This window comes from Nitrospira sp. Vd2 (assembly GCF_979581665.1).
In genome coordinates this window covers 81,587-96,713 of the sequence record NZ_CEFZSK010000006.1, presented here as the reverse complement: position 1 = coordinate 96,713, position 15,127 = coordinate 81,587, and the positions used below count along the sequence as shown (strand labels likewise).

General features: G+C 61.2%; 13 protein-coding genes. 6 read left to right on the top strand and 7 right to left on the bottom strand.

The annotated features are described in order from the left end of the window. Positions 1-263 precede the first annotated feature (263 nt). The 4 genes from AC1U7K_RS03580 to AC1U7K_RS03565 all read right to left on the bottom strand — a co-directional run bounded on the left by AC1U7K_RS03580 (position 264) and on the right by AC1U7K_RS03565 (position 4,437). Complete coding sequence (locus tag AC1U7K_RS03580; protein ID WP_480249418.1) at positions 264-926, bottom strand: hypothetical protein; 663 nt, start codon at positions 924-926, stop codon at positions 264-266. A 252-nt stretch (positions 927-1,178) separates the two neighbouring features. Further along, a complete protein-coding gene (locus AC1U7K_RS03575; RefSeq protein WP_480249417.1) occupies positions 1,179-1,802 on the bottom strand; it encodes a Maf family protein in 624 nt (207 codons plus the stop codon). Then, positions 1,793-2,965, bottom strand: coding sequence for a tRNA dihydrouridine synthase (locus AC1U7K_RS03570; protein WP_480249416.1), 1,173 nt, complete (start codon positions 2,963-2,965; stop codon positions 1,793-1,795). The genes AC1U7K_RS03575 and AC1U7K_RS03570 overlap by 10 nt, the downstream gene beginning before the upstream one ends. After that, positions 2,962-4,437, bottom strand: a complete 1,476-nt coding sequence (locus AC1U7K_RS03565; RefSeq protein WP_480249415.1) for a multinuclear nonheme iron-dependent oxidase — start codon at positions 4,435-4,437, stop codon at positions 2,962-2,964. The genes AC1U7K_RS03570 and AC1U7K_RS03565 overlap by 4 nt, the downstream gene beginning before the upstream one ends. Before the next feature lie 105 nt (positions 4,438-4,542). On the opposite strand from AC1U7K_RS03565, the gene AC1U7K_RS03560 reads away from it, so the two are divergent. From AC1U7K_RS03560 to AC1U7K_RS03550, 3 genes are read left to right on the top strand one after another with little or no spacing between them, the layout of a single operon-like run. After that, entirely contained in the window at positions 4,543-5,640 is a 1,098-nt protein-coding gene (locus AC1U7K_RS03560; RefSeq protein WP_480249414.1) for an LOG family protein, read from the top strand. 56 nt (positions 5,641-5,696) lie between these two features. After that, complete coding sequence (locus AC1U7K_RS03555) at positions 5,697-6,569, top strand: phosphoesterase (RefSeq protein ID WP_480249413.1); 873 nt, start codon at positions 5,697-5,699, stop codon at positions 6,567-6,569. A 41-nt stretch (positions 6,570-6,610) separates the two neighbouring features. Continuing rightward, on the top strand, positions 6,611-7,333 hold the full coding sequence (locus AC1U7K_RS03550) for a rhomboid family intramembrane serine protease (RefSeq protein WP_480249412.1): 723 nt from the start codon (positions 6,611-6,613) through the stop codon (positions 7,331-7,333). A 54-nt stretch (positions 7,334-7,387) separates the two neighbouring features. Here AC1U7K_RS03550 and AC1U7K_RS03545 read toward each other — a convergent pair whose 3' ends face one another. The 3 genes from AC1U7K_RS03545 to purE form a co-directional block, all read right to left on the bottom strand. Continuing rightward, positions 7,388-8,059 (bottom strand): PRC-barrel domain-containing protein, encoded by a 672-nt coding sequence (locus AC1U7K_RS03545; protein WP_480249411.1) that lies wholly within the window; start codon positions 8,057-8,059, stop codon positions 7,388-7,390. A gap of 335 nt (positions 8,060-8,394) precedes the next feature. Next, on the bottom strand, positions 8,395-9,567 hold the full coding sequence (locus tag AC1U7K_RS03540; RefSeq protein WP_480249410.1) for a 5-(carboxyamino)imidazole ribonucleotide synthase: 1,173 nt from the start codon (positions 9,565-9,567) through the stop codon (positions 8,395-8,397). Between the two features lie 9 nt (positions 9,568-9,576). Beyond that, positions 9,577-10,134: a 5-(carboxyamino)imidazole ribonucleotide mutase gene (purE, locus tag AC1U7K_RS03535; RefSeq protein WP_480249409.1), complete on the bottom strand. Its 558-nt coding sequence runs from the start codon at positions 10,132-10,134 to the stop codon at positions 9,577-9,579. Positions 10,135-10,308: 174 nt separating this feature from the next. Between purE and AC1U7K_RS03530 the strand changes: the two genes are divergently transcribed. From AC1U7K_RS03530 to AC1U7K_RS03520, 3 genes are all read left to right on the top strand, one after another. Next, positions 10,309-11,742 carry an HlyD family secretion protein gene (locus tag AC1U7K_RS03530; protein WP_480249408.1) on the top strand — a complete coding sequence of 478 codons (1,434 nt, stop codon included), beginning with the start codon at positions 10,309-10,311 and terminating at the stop codon, positions 11,740-11,742. Positions 11,743-11,851: 109 nt separating this feature from the next. Then, positions 11,852-13,330, top strand: a complete 1,479-nt coding sequence (locus AC1U7K_RS03525) for a TolC family protein (protein ID WP_480249407.1) — start codon at positions 11,852-11,854, stop codon at positions 13,328-13,330. Positions 13,331-13,429: 99 nt separating this feature from the next. Further along, the gene (locus AC1U7K_RS03520; protein WP_480249406.1) at positions 13,430-15,106 is read left to right on the top strand and encodes an ATP-binding cassette domain-containing protein; all 1,677 of its coding nucleotides are present in this window, start codon (positions 13,430-13,432) and stop codon (positions 15,104-15,106) included. Positions 15,107-15,127: the final 21 nt, after the last annotated feature.

The window sequence follows — 15,127 nt, the reverse complement described above, 5'->3', positions numbered from 1 at the left end:
TCCTGGCCAGCGTGGCTCGATTTTGTCAGCGCACTTCAGAGACAGGACACTAGCGAGCAGCGACAACGATCGGTAGAGCGGTTGGCCCACATCGCGATCGAGCCATTCGGCTTTGGGTCGAGTACGTAATGAAGTGGCGGCGTCAGGAGACGGATGAGGGAGGCCGTGGCCGTCTCGCCTGGCGCACGGAACACGTTCCGGTTCAGGGTACGGGAACCGAGACTGCCGTTAGCTGAGGGCACAGATGTGCGCACCGCACCTCTTTACTTCACCTTGGAGAGATCGGCGTCGAATTCGAGCATCTTGCCGTCCTGGAAGTAGACGATGACCTTGGTCTTGGCGTTCGGATCGAAGGTGTCATACGCAAATCGCGCGGTGAACCGGGAACGATACGCCGGCCCTTGGCCTTCGTTCTTGCGCCCTTTGTCGGCGGGGCTGACGTCCACCGGCTTGATCGTCTTGCTGCCTTGCTGCAGCGCCACCTGGACGCCTTCGGCGAAATATTCATCGTCGCCACACAATTGGATCGACATCTCCAAGTTCGGCATGTCCAAGATTTTTTGGATCTTATCCTCTGGCATCCGCACGTCATGTTTCTGCTTCTTGCTTTCCGTCGCCTCCTGGCGCCCGAACGATTCGAGCCAATACCGCTTCGTTCGCAACACGGCATTCGGCCCACACGGGTCTTTTTCCGGATCAGCCCCCACCCGCGTACTGATGGCCGCCTGTTGGAGAAGTTTTTTCACGTCCTCGGGTGTGTTGGCGGCTTCCATCGGCTCGCGCCCGGCCGCAAGAGCCTTCTTGGCGTCGTCCATCGTGAGCTTGACATCAATTGCGCCGGCAGGATCAGTGAGAAGAGTGGGCATGATGATGAACCCGGGAAGAACGACGCGGATAAAACAGTGAGCGAACACCGTCGAATGCATAGCGCCTCCTTACGAGTTCCGGGCCATTGTAAGGAAACGCGATCGTCCAATGCAATCGAAGGCGCCGACGCGAGCCCGCATTATTCATGACGGTTCGTCGCGAAATCACGGAGCCGCGTCGCGAGACGGCCAAGCGCAGCCGCGAGGGAAGGAGGCATACTCACTGCAGTATGTTGACTGACCGAGTGGCGAGCACGCCCGTCGCAGCAGCGGATCGGCGATTGCAGCAGAACTGTTCATGAATAATGCGGGCTAGGCGAACCGTGACCAGTTGGGATAAGGTCGTCGTCGATACAGATCTTCGACGCACACGGTTATGGAGAAGGTCGCCAACAATTCGCTGACGAGCCGGAGCGGAAGGCCGACGACGGCGGTGAAGTCGCCATCGATCCGCTCGATGAATGCCTCGCCAATTCCTTGGATGGCATAGGCACCCGCTTTCCCGGCCCATTCGCCGCTCGCAACATACCGGTCGATATCATTGGGCGTCAGTCGCTTGCAGTGCACCCGCACGGTCGCGACTCCGGAACGGCACGCCCGAGTTTGGCCCGCGACAACAGCCAGCCCCGTGTGAACGCAATGATCTCGACCCGACAAGCGCTCCAACATCTCGCGTGCCTCTCGCGCATCGTTTGGCTTTCCGAGGATCCGCTCATCAATGGCGATCAGCGTGTCGCACCCGATGATCAGGCTGTCTGGGTGGCGCGACACGCAAGAGTACGCTTTCCCTTCGGCAAATACGCGGGCTTGAACGGCGGCCGGCACTCCAGGCCGGACGGTTTCGATGAACGTCGGGTCGGCAATGTCAAACGGCAGGTGAAGGAGAGACAGAAGGTCTCGGCGACGAGGCGAGGTCGAGGCTAGGATCAGGCGCATGTAAGCGCCGTGGGACCCATCGAGGCGGGAGAGGACTGCGGTAATGAGGCCACGCTGCCCTCTGCGTGCGTCGCCAGCAAACGCTCGACATCTTCCGAAGAGCTGGCGCGGACCATGTCGTTGCGTAGAGCCGCGGCATGGGGAAAGCCTTTACAGTACCAACCGAGGTGCTTGCGCATTCGGGGAAACCGGGAACGGCCGAACAGCGTCTCGAAGACTCGGGCATGCTCGACCATGACACGAAACCGCCGTATGCGGTCGTCGGAATCAGCCGCGTACTCGAGCCGGTGAGGCGTTGTATCGTCCGATCGCACGCTCGCGCGCGCAGCTTCCTTCATGTCAAAGAACCAAGGACTGCCGAGCACGCCGCGCCCGACGAGTATCCCGTGCACACCGGTTTCTCGCACCCGGCGCATCGCCTCCCCGAGCGACCGCACATCACCGTTGCCAAACAGCAGCGTCTCCGTGCCCTGCGTCAGTTGAGCGGCGCGTGCAATGGCGGCCCAATCCGCTTCCCCGCGATACATTTGCTGCAACGTTCGGCCGTGCACGGAAATGACCGCGGGCCGCTGCTCCAGCAAGTGCCCGACCCAATCCTCGATGATCACTGCGTCATAGCCGATCCTCGTTTTGACTGAGACCGGAATCAGCCGCCGGTGAGGCGTCGATGACCCGGATCGGCGTGCATTCATAGCACGAATCAAGGCGATCCTCGCGGGCTTGACGCCAACGCCTTCCAGAATTTGACCGTTGGCCCAATCCTCAACCCCCCGCTGAACAGCCCGCATGATGTCGTGCGCCAATTGTGGTGTTCGAATCAGGCCCGCGCCCGACCCCGACGAGGCCACATTCTTGGACGGGCACCCCATGTTGATATCAACACCGTCAAAGTCGAGTTCACACACGATATGGGCGGCTTGATAGAAGAGGTCCGGCTGCTTGCCATACAGTTGTGCCACGATCGGACGTTCACGTTCACTATAGAGAAACGTCGAGAGGGCCGCATCCGGCCCGCGGCAAATATCGGAGACATTCGTAAATTCAGTGAACACGACGTCGGGTCGGCCTTCAGCCGCCACGATCTGACGAAAGGCGGCGTCCGTCACGCCGTCCATCGGCGACAAGCCAAAGATCGGCTGGGGAAGGGTCTGCCAGAAATTCATGCTCGCGATTGCACCGGATCGCCCAGACCGTTGCAGGCCTCTCCATAGGCGCTGCGAAGGACGTCGGCTTCGATCCGAGCGAGAGGCGCCGCCGAGGGGAGGGCGTGAGAGACGAATTCACAGAATCGGTCGAGTTTCAGAAGAAAGAAATCGTATGGCGAATGCGCCGGCCGCGCGGTGTTCCAGAAGTCGATGAAATCGGCGGACCCGATACCCGCTTCGTCCAACCGCTGCCACACAGGGCAAAACAACTCGAGCACGTCTCCCCCCCACTTCAGAATCTCATACGGCAAATAGGACTGCCGATACATCGCCAAGCCGCCGGATTGAGAGTCCAGTAATGCAAGGCCGTCAGGGATAGCACCCCCGTGTCCCGTGACAAGCTCAGCATACCGGGCATAATCGGCGAGAAGCGCGCGGCGACGAGCCAGCGAGATGTCTGCTGAATCAGGCTCCACGACAGCTGAAGTCTCGGTGCGTGGCTGTGTGTTTCGCAACGTGCAGACTGCGTCGATCATTGCACCAAACTCTTCGGCCGTCCGCTCGAATTCGGAAACGATTGTGGGAATGGCTTTGGTATCCACCTCGAGCGCCACCCCTCGCAACGCCGTCAAGCGCGGATGCGCGAGGATTTGCCGCAGCATCTCGAACAACACGGGTGGAATCGGTGCCCCATGCGAATCGATCCAGAGCGGCGGGCAGCCGCTCCGCCCACCGTTCTCCGCCACGGTCGACTCATGCACGTCAAGGCCGGCAACGTGAATCTGCACGACGCGATGCAGTGGAAACCGCTCGAGAAAGTCCGCGAGAAACGTGGTTATACTCTGTGTTCGCCAGGCATTGGTGTAACGCCAGATCGTCCACACGTGCCCGACGTCCAGCACGAGACCGCAGGAAGCGCGCTTCACGATCCGGGCAAAAAACGCCGGGACGGACATGCTGCCGAGACCGAAATACGTCAGCGGCGGCACTTCCAGCAGCAACAGCGGTTCTTCCCCGGAAGTGAAGAATCCGGATTCGGCCAGGCGCTGTTGGAGCTGAGACGCCTGCATGGCGACGACATCGGCACTCTCGGGCGTAAAGAGCGGGGGCAAGTAGGTACCGAACGAATACCCGGCCATCTGTTTCGTGGCGCATTCGTGATTCATCCAACAACTCCCGAGCAGGGCGAGTTGCTCGGCCGCCGCCATCACTTCCTGCTGCGCGGGATAGCGCTCGTCCCAATCTGGCTGCGTCAACCACACCCCTTCGCCGTGATACGCGAGCGACCGTTCGGGTAGTCGTCGTCGCACCTCACTCATCGCTACACGGCTGCCCTTGAAGATTTCGAGATAACCGTAGCTCACGTCCCGGTCGTCGAGCGCGGCGAGCAATTCAAAGAGGTCCGGCGTATAGACATCAACCGATAGCCCGAGGCCGAGCGACGGGATTCTTGACAATCTTCGTTCAAAGACCTCGTCGATGGATGGCATCAGTCACAGTCTACCGATCGTCAGGATCAATTGACAATAGCGGTCGTTTTTGACCGTGTGTGGAGGGGCTGATAAGATTAGGTGCGAGCAGTTCAGGGAAGACCCATGAAAGAATTTGATTCGGCCGCGCGGCTCGGACTCACCAACGAAGAGATTCTCAAGCAGGTGCAAGGGCTGTTGGAGAACACGAATGGCGATCTCCGCAAGCTGTTGCGAAAGGAAATGCTGGTCACGCTCCTGAGGTTCAGCGATTCCTACTTGGACACCCTCGACCTGAAGATTCTCAATCGCACGATGCGGGAACTGCGCTACGCCTTCAAGGTATTCTATCCGTATCGTCACCGGCCCAAAGTGAGCTTTTTTGGCTCTGCCCGCACGCAGCCGGACGATCCCAATTACGCCGTCGCGCGAGCATTCGCGCGTCTGCTCGTCGAGCGCGGCTTTATGGTAATCACGGGGGGCGGTGACGGCATCATGGGGGCCGCGCAAGAAGGGGCCGGGCGCGAGAACAGTTTTGGGCTGAACATCATGCTGCCGTTCGAGCAGGGCGCCAATCCCACAATTGCGGCTGACCCCAAGCTCATCACGTTCAAATACTTCTTCACACGCAAGCTGATGTTCCTGAAGGAGTCGCATGCCGCGGCCCTCTTTCCCGGTGGGTTCGGAACCCATGACGAAGGGTTTGAACTGCTCACGCTGCTGCAAACCGGCAAAAGCCATCCGCTGCCGATTGTGTGCGTTCAAGCCCCAGGTTGTTACTATTGGGATCGCTGGCTCACGTTCATTCGCGAGGAGTTGTTGGCGCAGCGGCTCATCAATCCCGAAGACTTGAGCCTGTTCAAGATCTTCGACTCCGAAGAAGCGGCGGTCGATGAAATCGAACAGTTCTATCGCAACTACCACTCGAGCCGATTTGTCCACGACGATCTGGTGCTGCGGCTCCGGGCCTCCCTGACCGAGGAGCAGTTGGCTGCGATCAATGCTGAGTTCCAAGACATGTTGGCCAGCGGGGTCTTCACGCAGCGCGAGGCGTTTCCTGAAGAGCAGGACGAAGCGGCCATCAAGGACCTACCGCGGCTCGCGTTCCACTACAACCGCCGCAGCGCGGGCCGCCTGCGTCAACTGATCGACCGCGTCAATTCCTTCGCGCAACCCACGCCGGCAACGAATTTGAACGCCGTCCCAGCCCTAGCCGGCCTGTAGCAGGCCACAGCATCTTGCTTTTCCTGGCCGTTCACCCCGTGTTAAGCTGACCAACGATGACGAGGGCCTCTTCCCTATCCCGACATCAAGCCCCGGACGTGGTCCTTTATCACGCTGATTGCTCGGACGGCTTCGGCGCGGCGTGGGCACTGTGGAAGCAATTCCCGCAAGCGGAATTTCGGGCCGTCAAACACGGGTACCCACCCCCCGCCGATCTTGCCGGCCGGCGCGTTCTGATCGTCGATTTCTCTTACGACAGGGAGACGCTCTTGACGCTGTCGCGACAGGCGGCCGGTCTGCTTGTGCTCGATCATCACATCACGGCACAGCAGGCCCTTGAAGACTTACCCTTTGCGTACTTCGATCAAAAGAAGTCAGGCGCAGTCTTGGCGTGGGAGTGGGCGCATCGCGAGCCCGTGCCGTGGCTCTTGCAATACATTCAAGACAAAGATCTGTGGACGTGGTCGTTGCCCGACAGCCGCGAAGTCAACGCGGCACTCGCGTCCTATCCATACGACTTCCGAGCTTGGGATCGTCTCACGGAGGAGGCGCTCATCTCGGAAGGTCGGGCCATCCTGCGGTACGAGAACGAACTGGTCGGCAAGATCGCCGCATCGGCCGTCGTCCTGCCGTTCGAAGGCACCAACGTCCCCGTCGTCTACAGCTCGATTCTCACCAGCCAAATCGGCGAGCGGCTGTCGAAGCAGCATTCCTTTTGCGTGATCTGGCACGATCGCGACGGCCGACGATATTTCAGCATGCGATCGCGCGAGGACGGAGCTGATGTGGCGGCAATTGCCGCACGCTATGGCGGAGGAGGTCACACCCATGCCGCGGGGTTTTCCGTTCCCTTGCCCGCAGACAGCGGCTCGCCATTCGATGGTCTTCGTGCACCGGAATCGCCGCCCGTTGATCACCCGCCCGACTGATTCTCTTCCACACTTCTCGTCCCTGCCCCCCGAGACCGGACATGATCCCTCTTCGCGACGATAATCCGACCGTCCTGACGCCGATCGTGACCGTCGGCTTCATCGCCATCTGTACGCTCGTGTTTCTCTACCAAGCATCACTCCCCCCGCAACCCGGCGAACTCTTCGTCTACCGCTATGGTGCCATCCCGGCCAGCGTATTCGGTCAAGCGTCGCTTCCGCCGCAGCTGGCGGCCGTCCCGCCGTTCGTCACGCTCATCACGAGCATGTTTCTGCACGGAGGGTGGATGCATTTGATCGGCAACATGCTCTATCTCTGGATCTTCGGGAACAATATCGAGGACGTGATGGGACACGTTCGCTTCATCATCTTCTATGTGACATGCGGCATCCTGGCCGTCTACAGCCATGCGATTACGGACCCCGGCTCCACGATTCCGTTGGTCGGCGCCAGCGGAGCCATCTCGGGAGTCCTCGGCGCCTATCTCGTGCTGTTCCCCCGCGCGCAGGTGCTCGTCCTGATTCCATTGGGCATCTTCACACGACTCATGTACGTGCCGGCCGGATTCGTCTTGGGTCTGTGGTTCGTGATGCAGGTACTGAGCGGCGGGATGAGCCTGGGTCGGTCAGGGGGCGGCGTCGCGTTCTTCGCGCATGTGGGCGGCTTCCTCGCTGGGATTGTGTTGATCGGGCTGTTCAAACGCCCGGACGTCCCGTTCTTCGCGCCCGCGAAACATCACGCCTGGGAGGAAACCGAGTGGTAGATGCAGTCGACTTTGCTGCAGGGACCGTTCCGGTCCCTGCAGCAGACCATTGACCTACCGGTTCTTCTGTCCTTCACCTTCAAACTGCGGCGCTTGGCCCGACAAAGGGCCGCCACGCGGACCACTCGGCCCACCGGTCGCCGCCTGGTCCTCTCCCAGTGAGCCACCGGCCGCCGGCTGCTTCTGCACGCCGAGACCCGGCAAGGTCGTCTTGCCCATCTCGCTACGCATGTCCTTCATCAGCTTCTTGATATCCGGCGAGAGATCCTTGGCATCATCGATGCTGCTCCTCGCCTGAAGCTGATCGCGTGTCAGGTTCAGCGTCACTTCGCCGGTATCGCGGTTGACCTTGAAGCTGTTCCACAGAATCGGCCAGGTTTCGTTGGTGTCGGCGAACCGCACGACGCCATACTCCACCTTGCCGGTCTTCGTATCCATGATCAGCTTCTCGAGGCTCCCGATCGGCTTGCCGTCCTTGCCCTTGACCTCATCGCCGATCAATTCGCTGTTCTTGACTTCTTTCTTTTGCCCACGCGCCAACGGCAGCACCGCGTACTCGCTCGGTGTCGGGTCACTCGTGCTCGTCATATCGAGCGAACCCGGGGTATGCTTACCGGAGCTCTGCGACTGCTGCCCGCCTTGCATCTGTTGGCCGGCCTGCACGGCCATGGGCAGCGACAGAAGAAACGCGGTTCCGATCGCGAGAGACAACGTTCGTCGCGTCATATCGATCCTCCTTTGCGCTGTTGATTTCAAACTCGGCTGGGATGCGGCAGTGCCACGTGTCACAAGCATCACCATAGCGGAATGGCTCGCTGCCCGCTGTCGGTGTTCGTCGCGTTTGCGGCCGGGCGCGTTTTGACAATTCGGTGGGATACGGACGAGTTGAGGATGTCATCCATCGCCCACATCACGTCAAGGACTGGGCTCGACTCCTTCCTTCCAAGTGACGGCAGTATGCGAGATTCGAAAACCACCTCTCGCACAGACGAGAAGTGCGGAGCGTCGAATGGGATCAGCCGCGTGGAATCGGGGTCAAGCGAGCAGCCTGAGATTGGACCTCAATGCAGACCCGCGGAGACTCGTTCCAGCATCTCGATGAAGCGCGTTGCCGCTTCGCAGGCGTGCTCAGCCTTCTCGCCCACGAAGGTGACATGGCCCATTTTGCGGCGAGGCCGTACATACCGCTTGCCATAGACATGCAGGTGTGCACCGGGTGAGCGCAGGAGATCGACCAGAACTGGCCCAGTCGTTGCGCGAATGAGGTCGCCGCCGATGAGATTCACCATCATCGCCGGCGACAGGAGCCGAACGTCGCCAAGCGGAAGTCCGCAGAGCGCGCGGACCTGTTGTTCGAATTGGCTCACCGTGCACGCATCTAAGGTGTAGTGGCCGGAGTTGTGTGGGCGCGGCGCAATTTCGTTGATCAGCAGGCGGGGCCCGGGGACCTGAAATAATTCGACGCAGAATACGCCCACGCCCGCCAGCGCCTGAACCGCCGCGACCGCCAGCCTCTGCGCGTCTTGCGCCACTCGGTCGTCGACCGCAGCCGGCACGCGGGTCGTTCGAAGAATGCCGCCTATGTGGACGTTCTCAACCACAGGGTAGATCCGACATTCCCCCGTCACGCCTCGGACGACTAAGACGGACAGTTCCTTCTCGAACGGGACAAGCTGCTCGACGATCCATTCCTGTACACCGGCCGATGTCGTCTCCAATACCTGGTGGAGGGCGGCAGCATCAGCGGAGCCCGCAAGACGCCACTGCCCCTTTCCATCGTAGCCGAAGGTGCTTGTTTTGCAGAGGCATGGGAACCCGATCGCGTCCACGGCTTCCCGCAAGTCGCGGGCGCGGATGACCGGGCGAAAGGCAGGGACGGCAAGGCCATGTTCGGCGAGAAATGTTTTTTGCCGAACTCGATGCTGGATGATTCGAAGAGCGTCCGCCGACGGCCGGACGGGAACAGCCGCCTGGAGTGATTCCACCAGGGCGACCGGCACGTTCTCCCACTCATAGGTCACAGCGGCGACGGCGGCTCGAAACGTCTCGGCTGCGCCCCCGTCCTCGAAGTGGCGGATGGTGCGGTGATCGGCCAAACGATGCGCCGGCGCATCGGGGTCAGGGTCCCAGACGGCGATCGAATAGCCAAGGCGACGGGCGGCCATGGCAAACATCGCGCCAAGTTGGCCGCCGCCAAGGACGCCCAGCGTGCTTCCAGGTTCGATCAATGACATGACGAGCTATCAAGCCGTGGGGTCAGCCTTCGCGGGTTCCGGTGAGGAAGCAATGGCGGCCCGTGTTTGCTGCGATCGGAATTCGATCAGCCGTTTTCGGATCTCGGGATAGCGGCCAGCCAGGATTTGCGCAGCCAACAAGCCGGCATTTTCGGCTCCCCCGATTGCAACAGTGGCTACCGGCACCCCCTTCGGCATTTGCACAATCGACAACAAGGAATCAAGGCCACGCAAGTTTTCCGTCGGGATCGGCACCCCGATCACAGGCAGATAGGTTTTTGCGGCGAGCATGCCGGGCAAATGCGCCGCGCCCCCGGCCCCGGCGACAATCACTTCGATACCACGCGTCGGGGCCTGCTCGGCGTAGGCAAAAAGCCGGTCCGGCGTGCGGTGTGCCGACACGACGAGCAATTCACACGGGATGCCAAACGTCTTCAGCATCTCGACGGTCTTCTCCAGAAACGGGAAGTCCGTGCGGCTGCCGCCCACCACACCGACCAACGGCTTTGCTGCGCGCTTTGAGACTTGCCAATTCGTCCGTATTTGCCGGGCCCCACGTACCGCCATCGCGCCTCCACCGTTCTGCAAGGCGGGTTGGCAAAACCGCTTCGCCTCACCTCAGCCTCTTCGAGATAAGGGCCACACCTTAGCCCGCTCTCCCTGCCGTTGCAAGCGCCAAGACCGGCGCATGCCGTGAAATTGACCAACCCCTTCAAATACTTCTATAATGTGGCTATTCTTATGGAACGACTGCCCACCCTCACGCAGAAGATTCGCTCGCTCCTCGATCAACGCACCGGGCTTGATGAAATCGAAGTCGATCAGCTCGCCGTGTCAACCAAGCTGCAATCGTGGGAAGCCGTGCAGATTCCGGACCGGCTTCGCTTCTCGGCTCGGCTCGCCGTCAAGCTGCTCCTGCTCTTCGCGGTCGTCATTGCCTTCGTGCCATGGACGCAGACGATCACCGCGACCGGTCAGCTCTCCGCTTACTCGCCCTACGAACGGCCGCAAGACATCGAGGCGCAGATTACCGGCCGCATCAAAAAATGGCACGTCTACGAGGGGGTGCGGGTCAAGCAGGGCGAACTGATTCTCGAGATGGACGACTACGATCCTCAGTTCATGTCGCCTGAGCTTCTGCCGTTACTCGAACAACGTAAACAGGCGCTGAGTCAGACCCGCGCGGCCGCGCTCGAGCGAGCCGATCAACTGGACAAGCGGATCAAGGAAATGCAGGACCTCGTCAAGGCGGCGGTGCCGTCGGCCGAAGCACGGGTCGTCGAAGCCGAGAACAAGGTCCGCGAGGCCGAGCAAAAGGTCGCCTCGGCGAAGATCGCCGTCGATACGGCCGAACTGAACGTGGACCGGAACCGGCAACTCGCCGCACAAGGCCTTGTCTCGCAGCGTGAGCTCGAACTCGCCATTCAGGCGGCGATCGCGAGCAAAGCCGATCTGCAGGCCGCTGAGGCGGGCTTACGTGGGGCACAACAGGGCATGAAAGCGTTGCGGTTCGGGCGCGATCAGGTGAGCGCGGAAATGCTCCAGCGATTACTCGATGCCGAAGCGGCACGCGCCGGCGCGTTGGCGGAAGCGGCCCGGGCCAACGATCAGGTTGCGGACATCGAACTGCGCGTCTCCAATGCGGCGCAGCGGCGCGCCGCGGCGCGCATTGTGGCCCCGATCGACGGCACGGTCGTCAAGATGGCGCAGACCGGCGTCGGCGAAACGGTGCGGCCCGGGGAAAAACTGGTGAGGATCTCGCCGACGAGCATGGACAAAGCCGTCGAGTTCAAGGCAGATGGGATCGATGCGCCTCTATTGAACGCCGGCCGCAAGGTGAAACTCTTGTTCTACGGGATTCCGGCGATTCCGCTCCCCGCCTGGCCCGAACTGATGGCCGGGACGTACACCGGTGTGATCAAAGTGGTCGACCAGGTCGACGATGGAAAAGGCAACTATCGCTTTTGGGTGGTCCCGGACCCCGAGGAACGGCCATGGCCTGAGCAGACGCATGTTCGGCAGGGGACCAAGGTGATGGGCTGGGTCATCCTCAATCGCGTGCCTCTGTGGTATGAGCTGTGGCGCCGGTTCAATCTCTTCCCACCGGATTACCAGGAAGGACCGCCGTCGTTGCTCGATACCCTCTTACCGAAAGCCGGCAGAGGTGCCAAGTAGCGGCGCGCCCCGGGGCGGGTGGCAACGCCATGTCCGCCGCGGTCTGGCGCACGGCGCACCGCCGGCACGTTTGTCACTCGCGGACCACCTTTCAGTAAAGGAGACCCGCATGCGACGATACTGTGGTGTGGCTATTGCTGTGATTCTCGCCGCGGTGTGGAGTCTGCCTTCCGCCTGGGCGCAGACGCAGTCTCCAATCAAGCCGCTGCCCCCCATCCCCTTGAGCCAGGATGAGGTCCTGGCGTGGGTGGATCGGTCGCATCCGCTTCTGAAAGGGGCGACCACCGAGAAAATCGTCGCCCGCGGCAAACTGTTGCGCGCGCTCGGGGCGTTCGAGCCGACACTTGTGAATGATGCGGAGATCGAGCGCTTCATCCCGAGTACGGGACCGCAAGATACACGAACCGTGGGCTTCAATGATACGCTGATCGAAGCTCGGACACCGTGGGGATTCCGTGGAAGCGCCGGCATCCGAGAAGTGATCAACGGACCCGCGAAGATTCCCGATCTCGCGTTCAACAACGGCAACAATCAGGTCCTGCTCGGCGGATTCATCCCTCTGCTGCGCGGCCTGATGATGAATCCCGAAAGCGCCGACCTCGAACGCTCCGAGCTGGCCGATCCGCGCGCCGACGTCCAGATCGCGCAGACACGCCAGGACCTGTTTCTCGCGGCGGCCAACCAGTACTGGGAATGGACCGCCGCCGTGAAGCTGGCCGATATCCAAAAGCGCGCGCTTCGAGTCGCGGAAGATCGGTTCAAGCAGGTGGAGCAGCGGGCGAAAGCGGGAGCCGCGGCGCCCCTCGATGCCGTGGAGGCGAATCAGGAAGTGCAGCGGCGGAGAGAAAATGCGATCGCGGCGAGCCGGTTCGTCGAGCAGGAGCAATTCAAGTTATCGATGTTTCTGTGGGAGCGGGACGGCCCCGTTCAGCCGGCTGTCGACCGCGTCGGCGATTTTCCGAAACCAATGGAGCTTCCGACTCCGGAGATGGTGAAAGCGGACAAGGTCGCCGCGCGCGCATCCCGACCGGAAGTGCGGGAAGTCGAGATTGAAGCGAAGTTGAACAAAATCGACCTCGAGCTGGCCAAGAACAATCTGCTGCCAAGCCTCGACGCGGAGGCCTCGCCCGCACGGAGTCCGGAAAAATTCGTGCTCGGGCTGGGTTATCGCTTTGGGGTCGAAATGCGCATTCCGTTCCTCCAACGTCGCGCGCGGGGCGAGGTGCTGGAGGCACAAGGGAAGGCCGATCGATTCGCGCTGGTCCGAAAGTATCGCGAGCAACAAGTGATGGTGGACGTCGAGAATGCGCTATCCGCCGTCGAACGAGCCAGAGAACGGATCGGCGCGGCCGGGCAAGCCTTGCAACTCGCCAAGACGCTGGAAGAAGGCGAGCGGTTCCGGTTCAGCCTCGGTGCAACAAGTGTGCTGTTCGTCAATTTGCGGGAGCGCAATGCCGTCGATGCCGAGGCGCAGCTGATCCGCGCACAGGCCGACTACCAGAAGGCGCTGGCGTTCTATCAGTGGGCGACGGGGAGCTGGGGCAAGAGTCCCGGCGCCGTCCCGGTCTCGTATCGACCGAACCCGTAGACGAGACGGGACTGCTGGCTGCCGGGCTGCGCCGTTTGATAGTGTAATGACTCGTTCCGCGCCGGAAAGGAGCGCTGGACTTCTGCCTGGCACCAGTCGATGGCGACCCACGAGACCCCAGAGCATCCGCCGACCGACCAACTGTTCCGGCAGACGCTTGCCCGCGTCGGGCTGCTCTTCAAGCTCGAACGCCGGATCCTCGGCCTGATCGTCTCGTACGCCTTGGCGATCGGCCTGTTCTCCCTCATCATCCCGTTGACGGTCCAGGAACTGGTCAACACGTTCGCGTTTGCGATCCAGCCCATCATGATCGTGACCCTGGCGGGGATCATGGTGCTGACGCTGTTGTGCGTCGGCGCGTTCCGGGCGCTGCAGTTTTATGCGGTGGAAATGCTCGAACGGCGCCTCTTCGCCCGCGTCGCCGTCGGCCTCACGCAATTGCTCCCCAAGCTCAGGGTGCTCGGCTTTCGCCCGCGATACGCCAACTACTTCTTCGAGACGGTGCTGATGCAGCGCTCGCTCTCCGTCCTGCTCGTCGACATCATCAACGTGCTGGTGGGCGGCATCGTCGGCATGACGATCCTCGTGTTCTATCATCCGTACTTTCTAGCGTTCAACGCGCTGCTCGTCGCCGGCTTCGCCATCGTCGTGATGGTGCTGAGCCACGGCGGCCTCAAAGCGACGATCGAGATGTCGCAGGCCAAGTACGATACGCTGCACTGGTTGCAGGAGATCGGATTCAACCTGCCGCATTTCAAGGCCACGGTGAGCGAGCCGCTGCTCCTGAAGAAGACCGACGAGCTCGTGGGCGAATACATTGCCGCGCGTCGCGCTCGGTTTCATATCTTGATCCGCCAGTATCTCGGTTCGGTGGGCTGGCAGGCACTCGCGCACAGCGCGCTGATCGGGACGGCCGGCTGGCTGCTGGCGATCGGACAGTTGACGTTGGGCCAACTGGTCGCCGCGGAGGTCATCGTCGGGACGCTGTTGATCAACTTCGATTCGGTCGTCAAACGGATGGGGTACGTGTTTTACTTTTTCACCGCCCTTGCCGAGTTGGATTTCCTGTTCTCCCTGCCGAAGGATACTCCGATCACCGCTGCAGGCGTGCCCATTCCAGATCCGAAAATTCACGGCCTGCGCCTCGCGTGCCGGGACCTGACCTTCGCCTTTCCTCATTCGGCGCCCGAATTCGATCATTTCACGCTCGAGGTCGCGCCCGGTGAAAAGGTCGTGATTTTCTCCAATACGACGACGGGAAAAACGACGCTCGCACGCGTGTTGGCCGGTCTGTACACACCGACGGCCGGCGTGATTCGTTACAACGGCGTCGACCTGCGCGACCTCGACATGCAGTCGCTCAATGCCTGCCGCGGGCTGGTGCTGGACTCCCAACTGTCGTTGTTCGAAGGAACGCTGGAGGAAAACATTACGCTGGATCGCCCTGGGATCACCTATGAAGACGTCCTGTGGGCGCTGCGCTTCGTCGAGATGGAAGACGAGGTCGACGGCTTTCCGCTCGGCCTCAAGACGCCGGTCCGGCCCCAAGGCAAAGCGCTTACCACCAGCCAGATTCAAAAAATTCTCGTGGCCCGGGCGATCGTCACGCGGCCGCAACTCTTGATTTTCGACGGCACGCTCCACAGCTTGCACCCGACGACACGGGAGACGGTTCTTCGTCGGCTCTGTTCAAAGGAAGAGCCGTGGTCCGTCATCTTTATTTCGAACGACCCGACGCTGAGCGCGCACGTAGATCGTCGGTTCATGCTGGATTAGATTGTTGGAGTAACGATCAGA

Coding starts and splice junctions, on each gene's coding strand:
- purE (WP_480249409.1), bottom strand. CDS start 10,134: ATGGCGGTACGTGGGGCCCGGCAAATACGGACGAATTGGCAAGTCTCA.
- AC1U7K_RS03565 (WP_480249415.1), bottom strand. CDS start 4,437: ATGCCATCCATCGACGAGGTCTTTGAACGAAGATTGTCAAGAATCCCG.
- AC1U7K_RS03570 (WP_480249416.1), bottom strand. CDS start 2,965: ATGAATTTCTGGCAGACCCTTCCCCAGCCGATCTTTGGCTTGTCGCCG.
- AC1U7K_RS03530 (WP_480249408.1), top strand. CDS start 10,309: ATGGAACGACTGCCCACCCTCACGCAGAAGATTCGCTCGCTCCTCGAT.
- AC1U7K_RS03560 (WP_480249414.1), top strand. CDS start 4,543: ATGAAAGAATTTGATTCGGCCGCGCGGCTCGGACTCACCAACGAAGAG.
- AC1U7K_RS03545 (WP_480249411.1), bottom strand. CDS start 8,059: ATGACGCGACGAACGTTGTCTCTCGCGATCGGAACCGCGTTTCTTCTG.
- AC1U7K_RS03525 (WP_480249407.1), top strand. CDS start 11,852: ATGCGACGATACTGTGGTGTGGCTATTGCTGTGATTCTCGCCGCGGTG.
- AC1U7K_RS03575 (WP_480249417.1), bottom strand. CDS start 1,802: ATGCGCCTGATCCTAGCCTCGACCTCGCCTCGTCGCCGAGACCTTCTG.
- AC1U7K_RS03580 (WP_480249418.1), bottom strand. CDS start 926: ATGCATTCGACGGTGTTCGCTCACTGTTTTATCCGCGTCGTTCTTCCC.
- AC1U7K_RS03540 (WP_480249410.1), bottom strand. CDS start 9,567: ATGTCATTGATCGAACCTGGAAGCACGCTGGGCGTCCTTGGCGGCGGC.
- AC1U7K_RS03520 (WP_480249406.1), top strand. CDS start 13,430: ATGGCGACCCACGAGACCCCAGAGCATCCGCCGACCGACCAACTGTTC.
- AC1U7K_RS03550 (WP_480249412.1), top strand. CDS start 6,611: ATGATCCCTCTTCGCGACGATAATCCGACCGTCCTGACGCCGATCGTG.
- AC1U7K_RS03555 (WP_480249413.1), top strand. CDS start 5,697: ATGACGAGGGCCTCTTCCCTATCCCGACATCAAGCCCCGGACGTGGTC.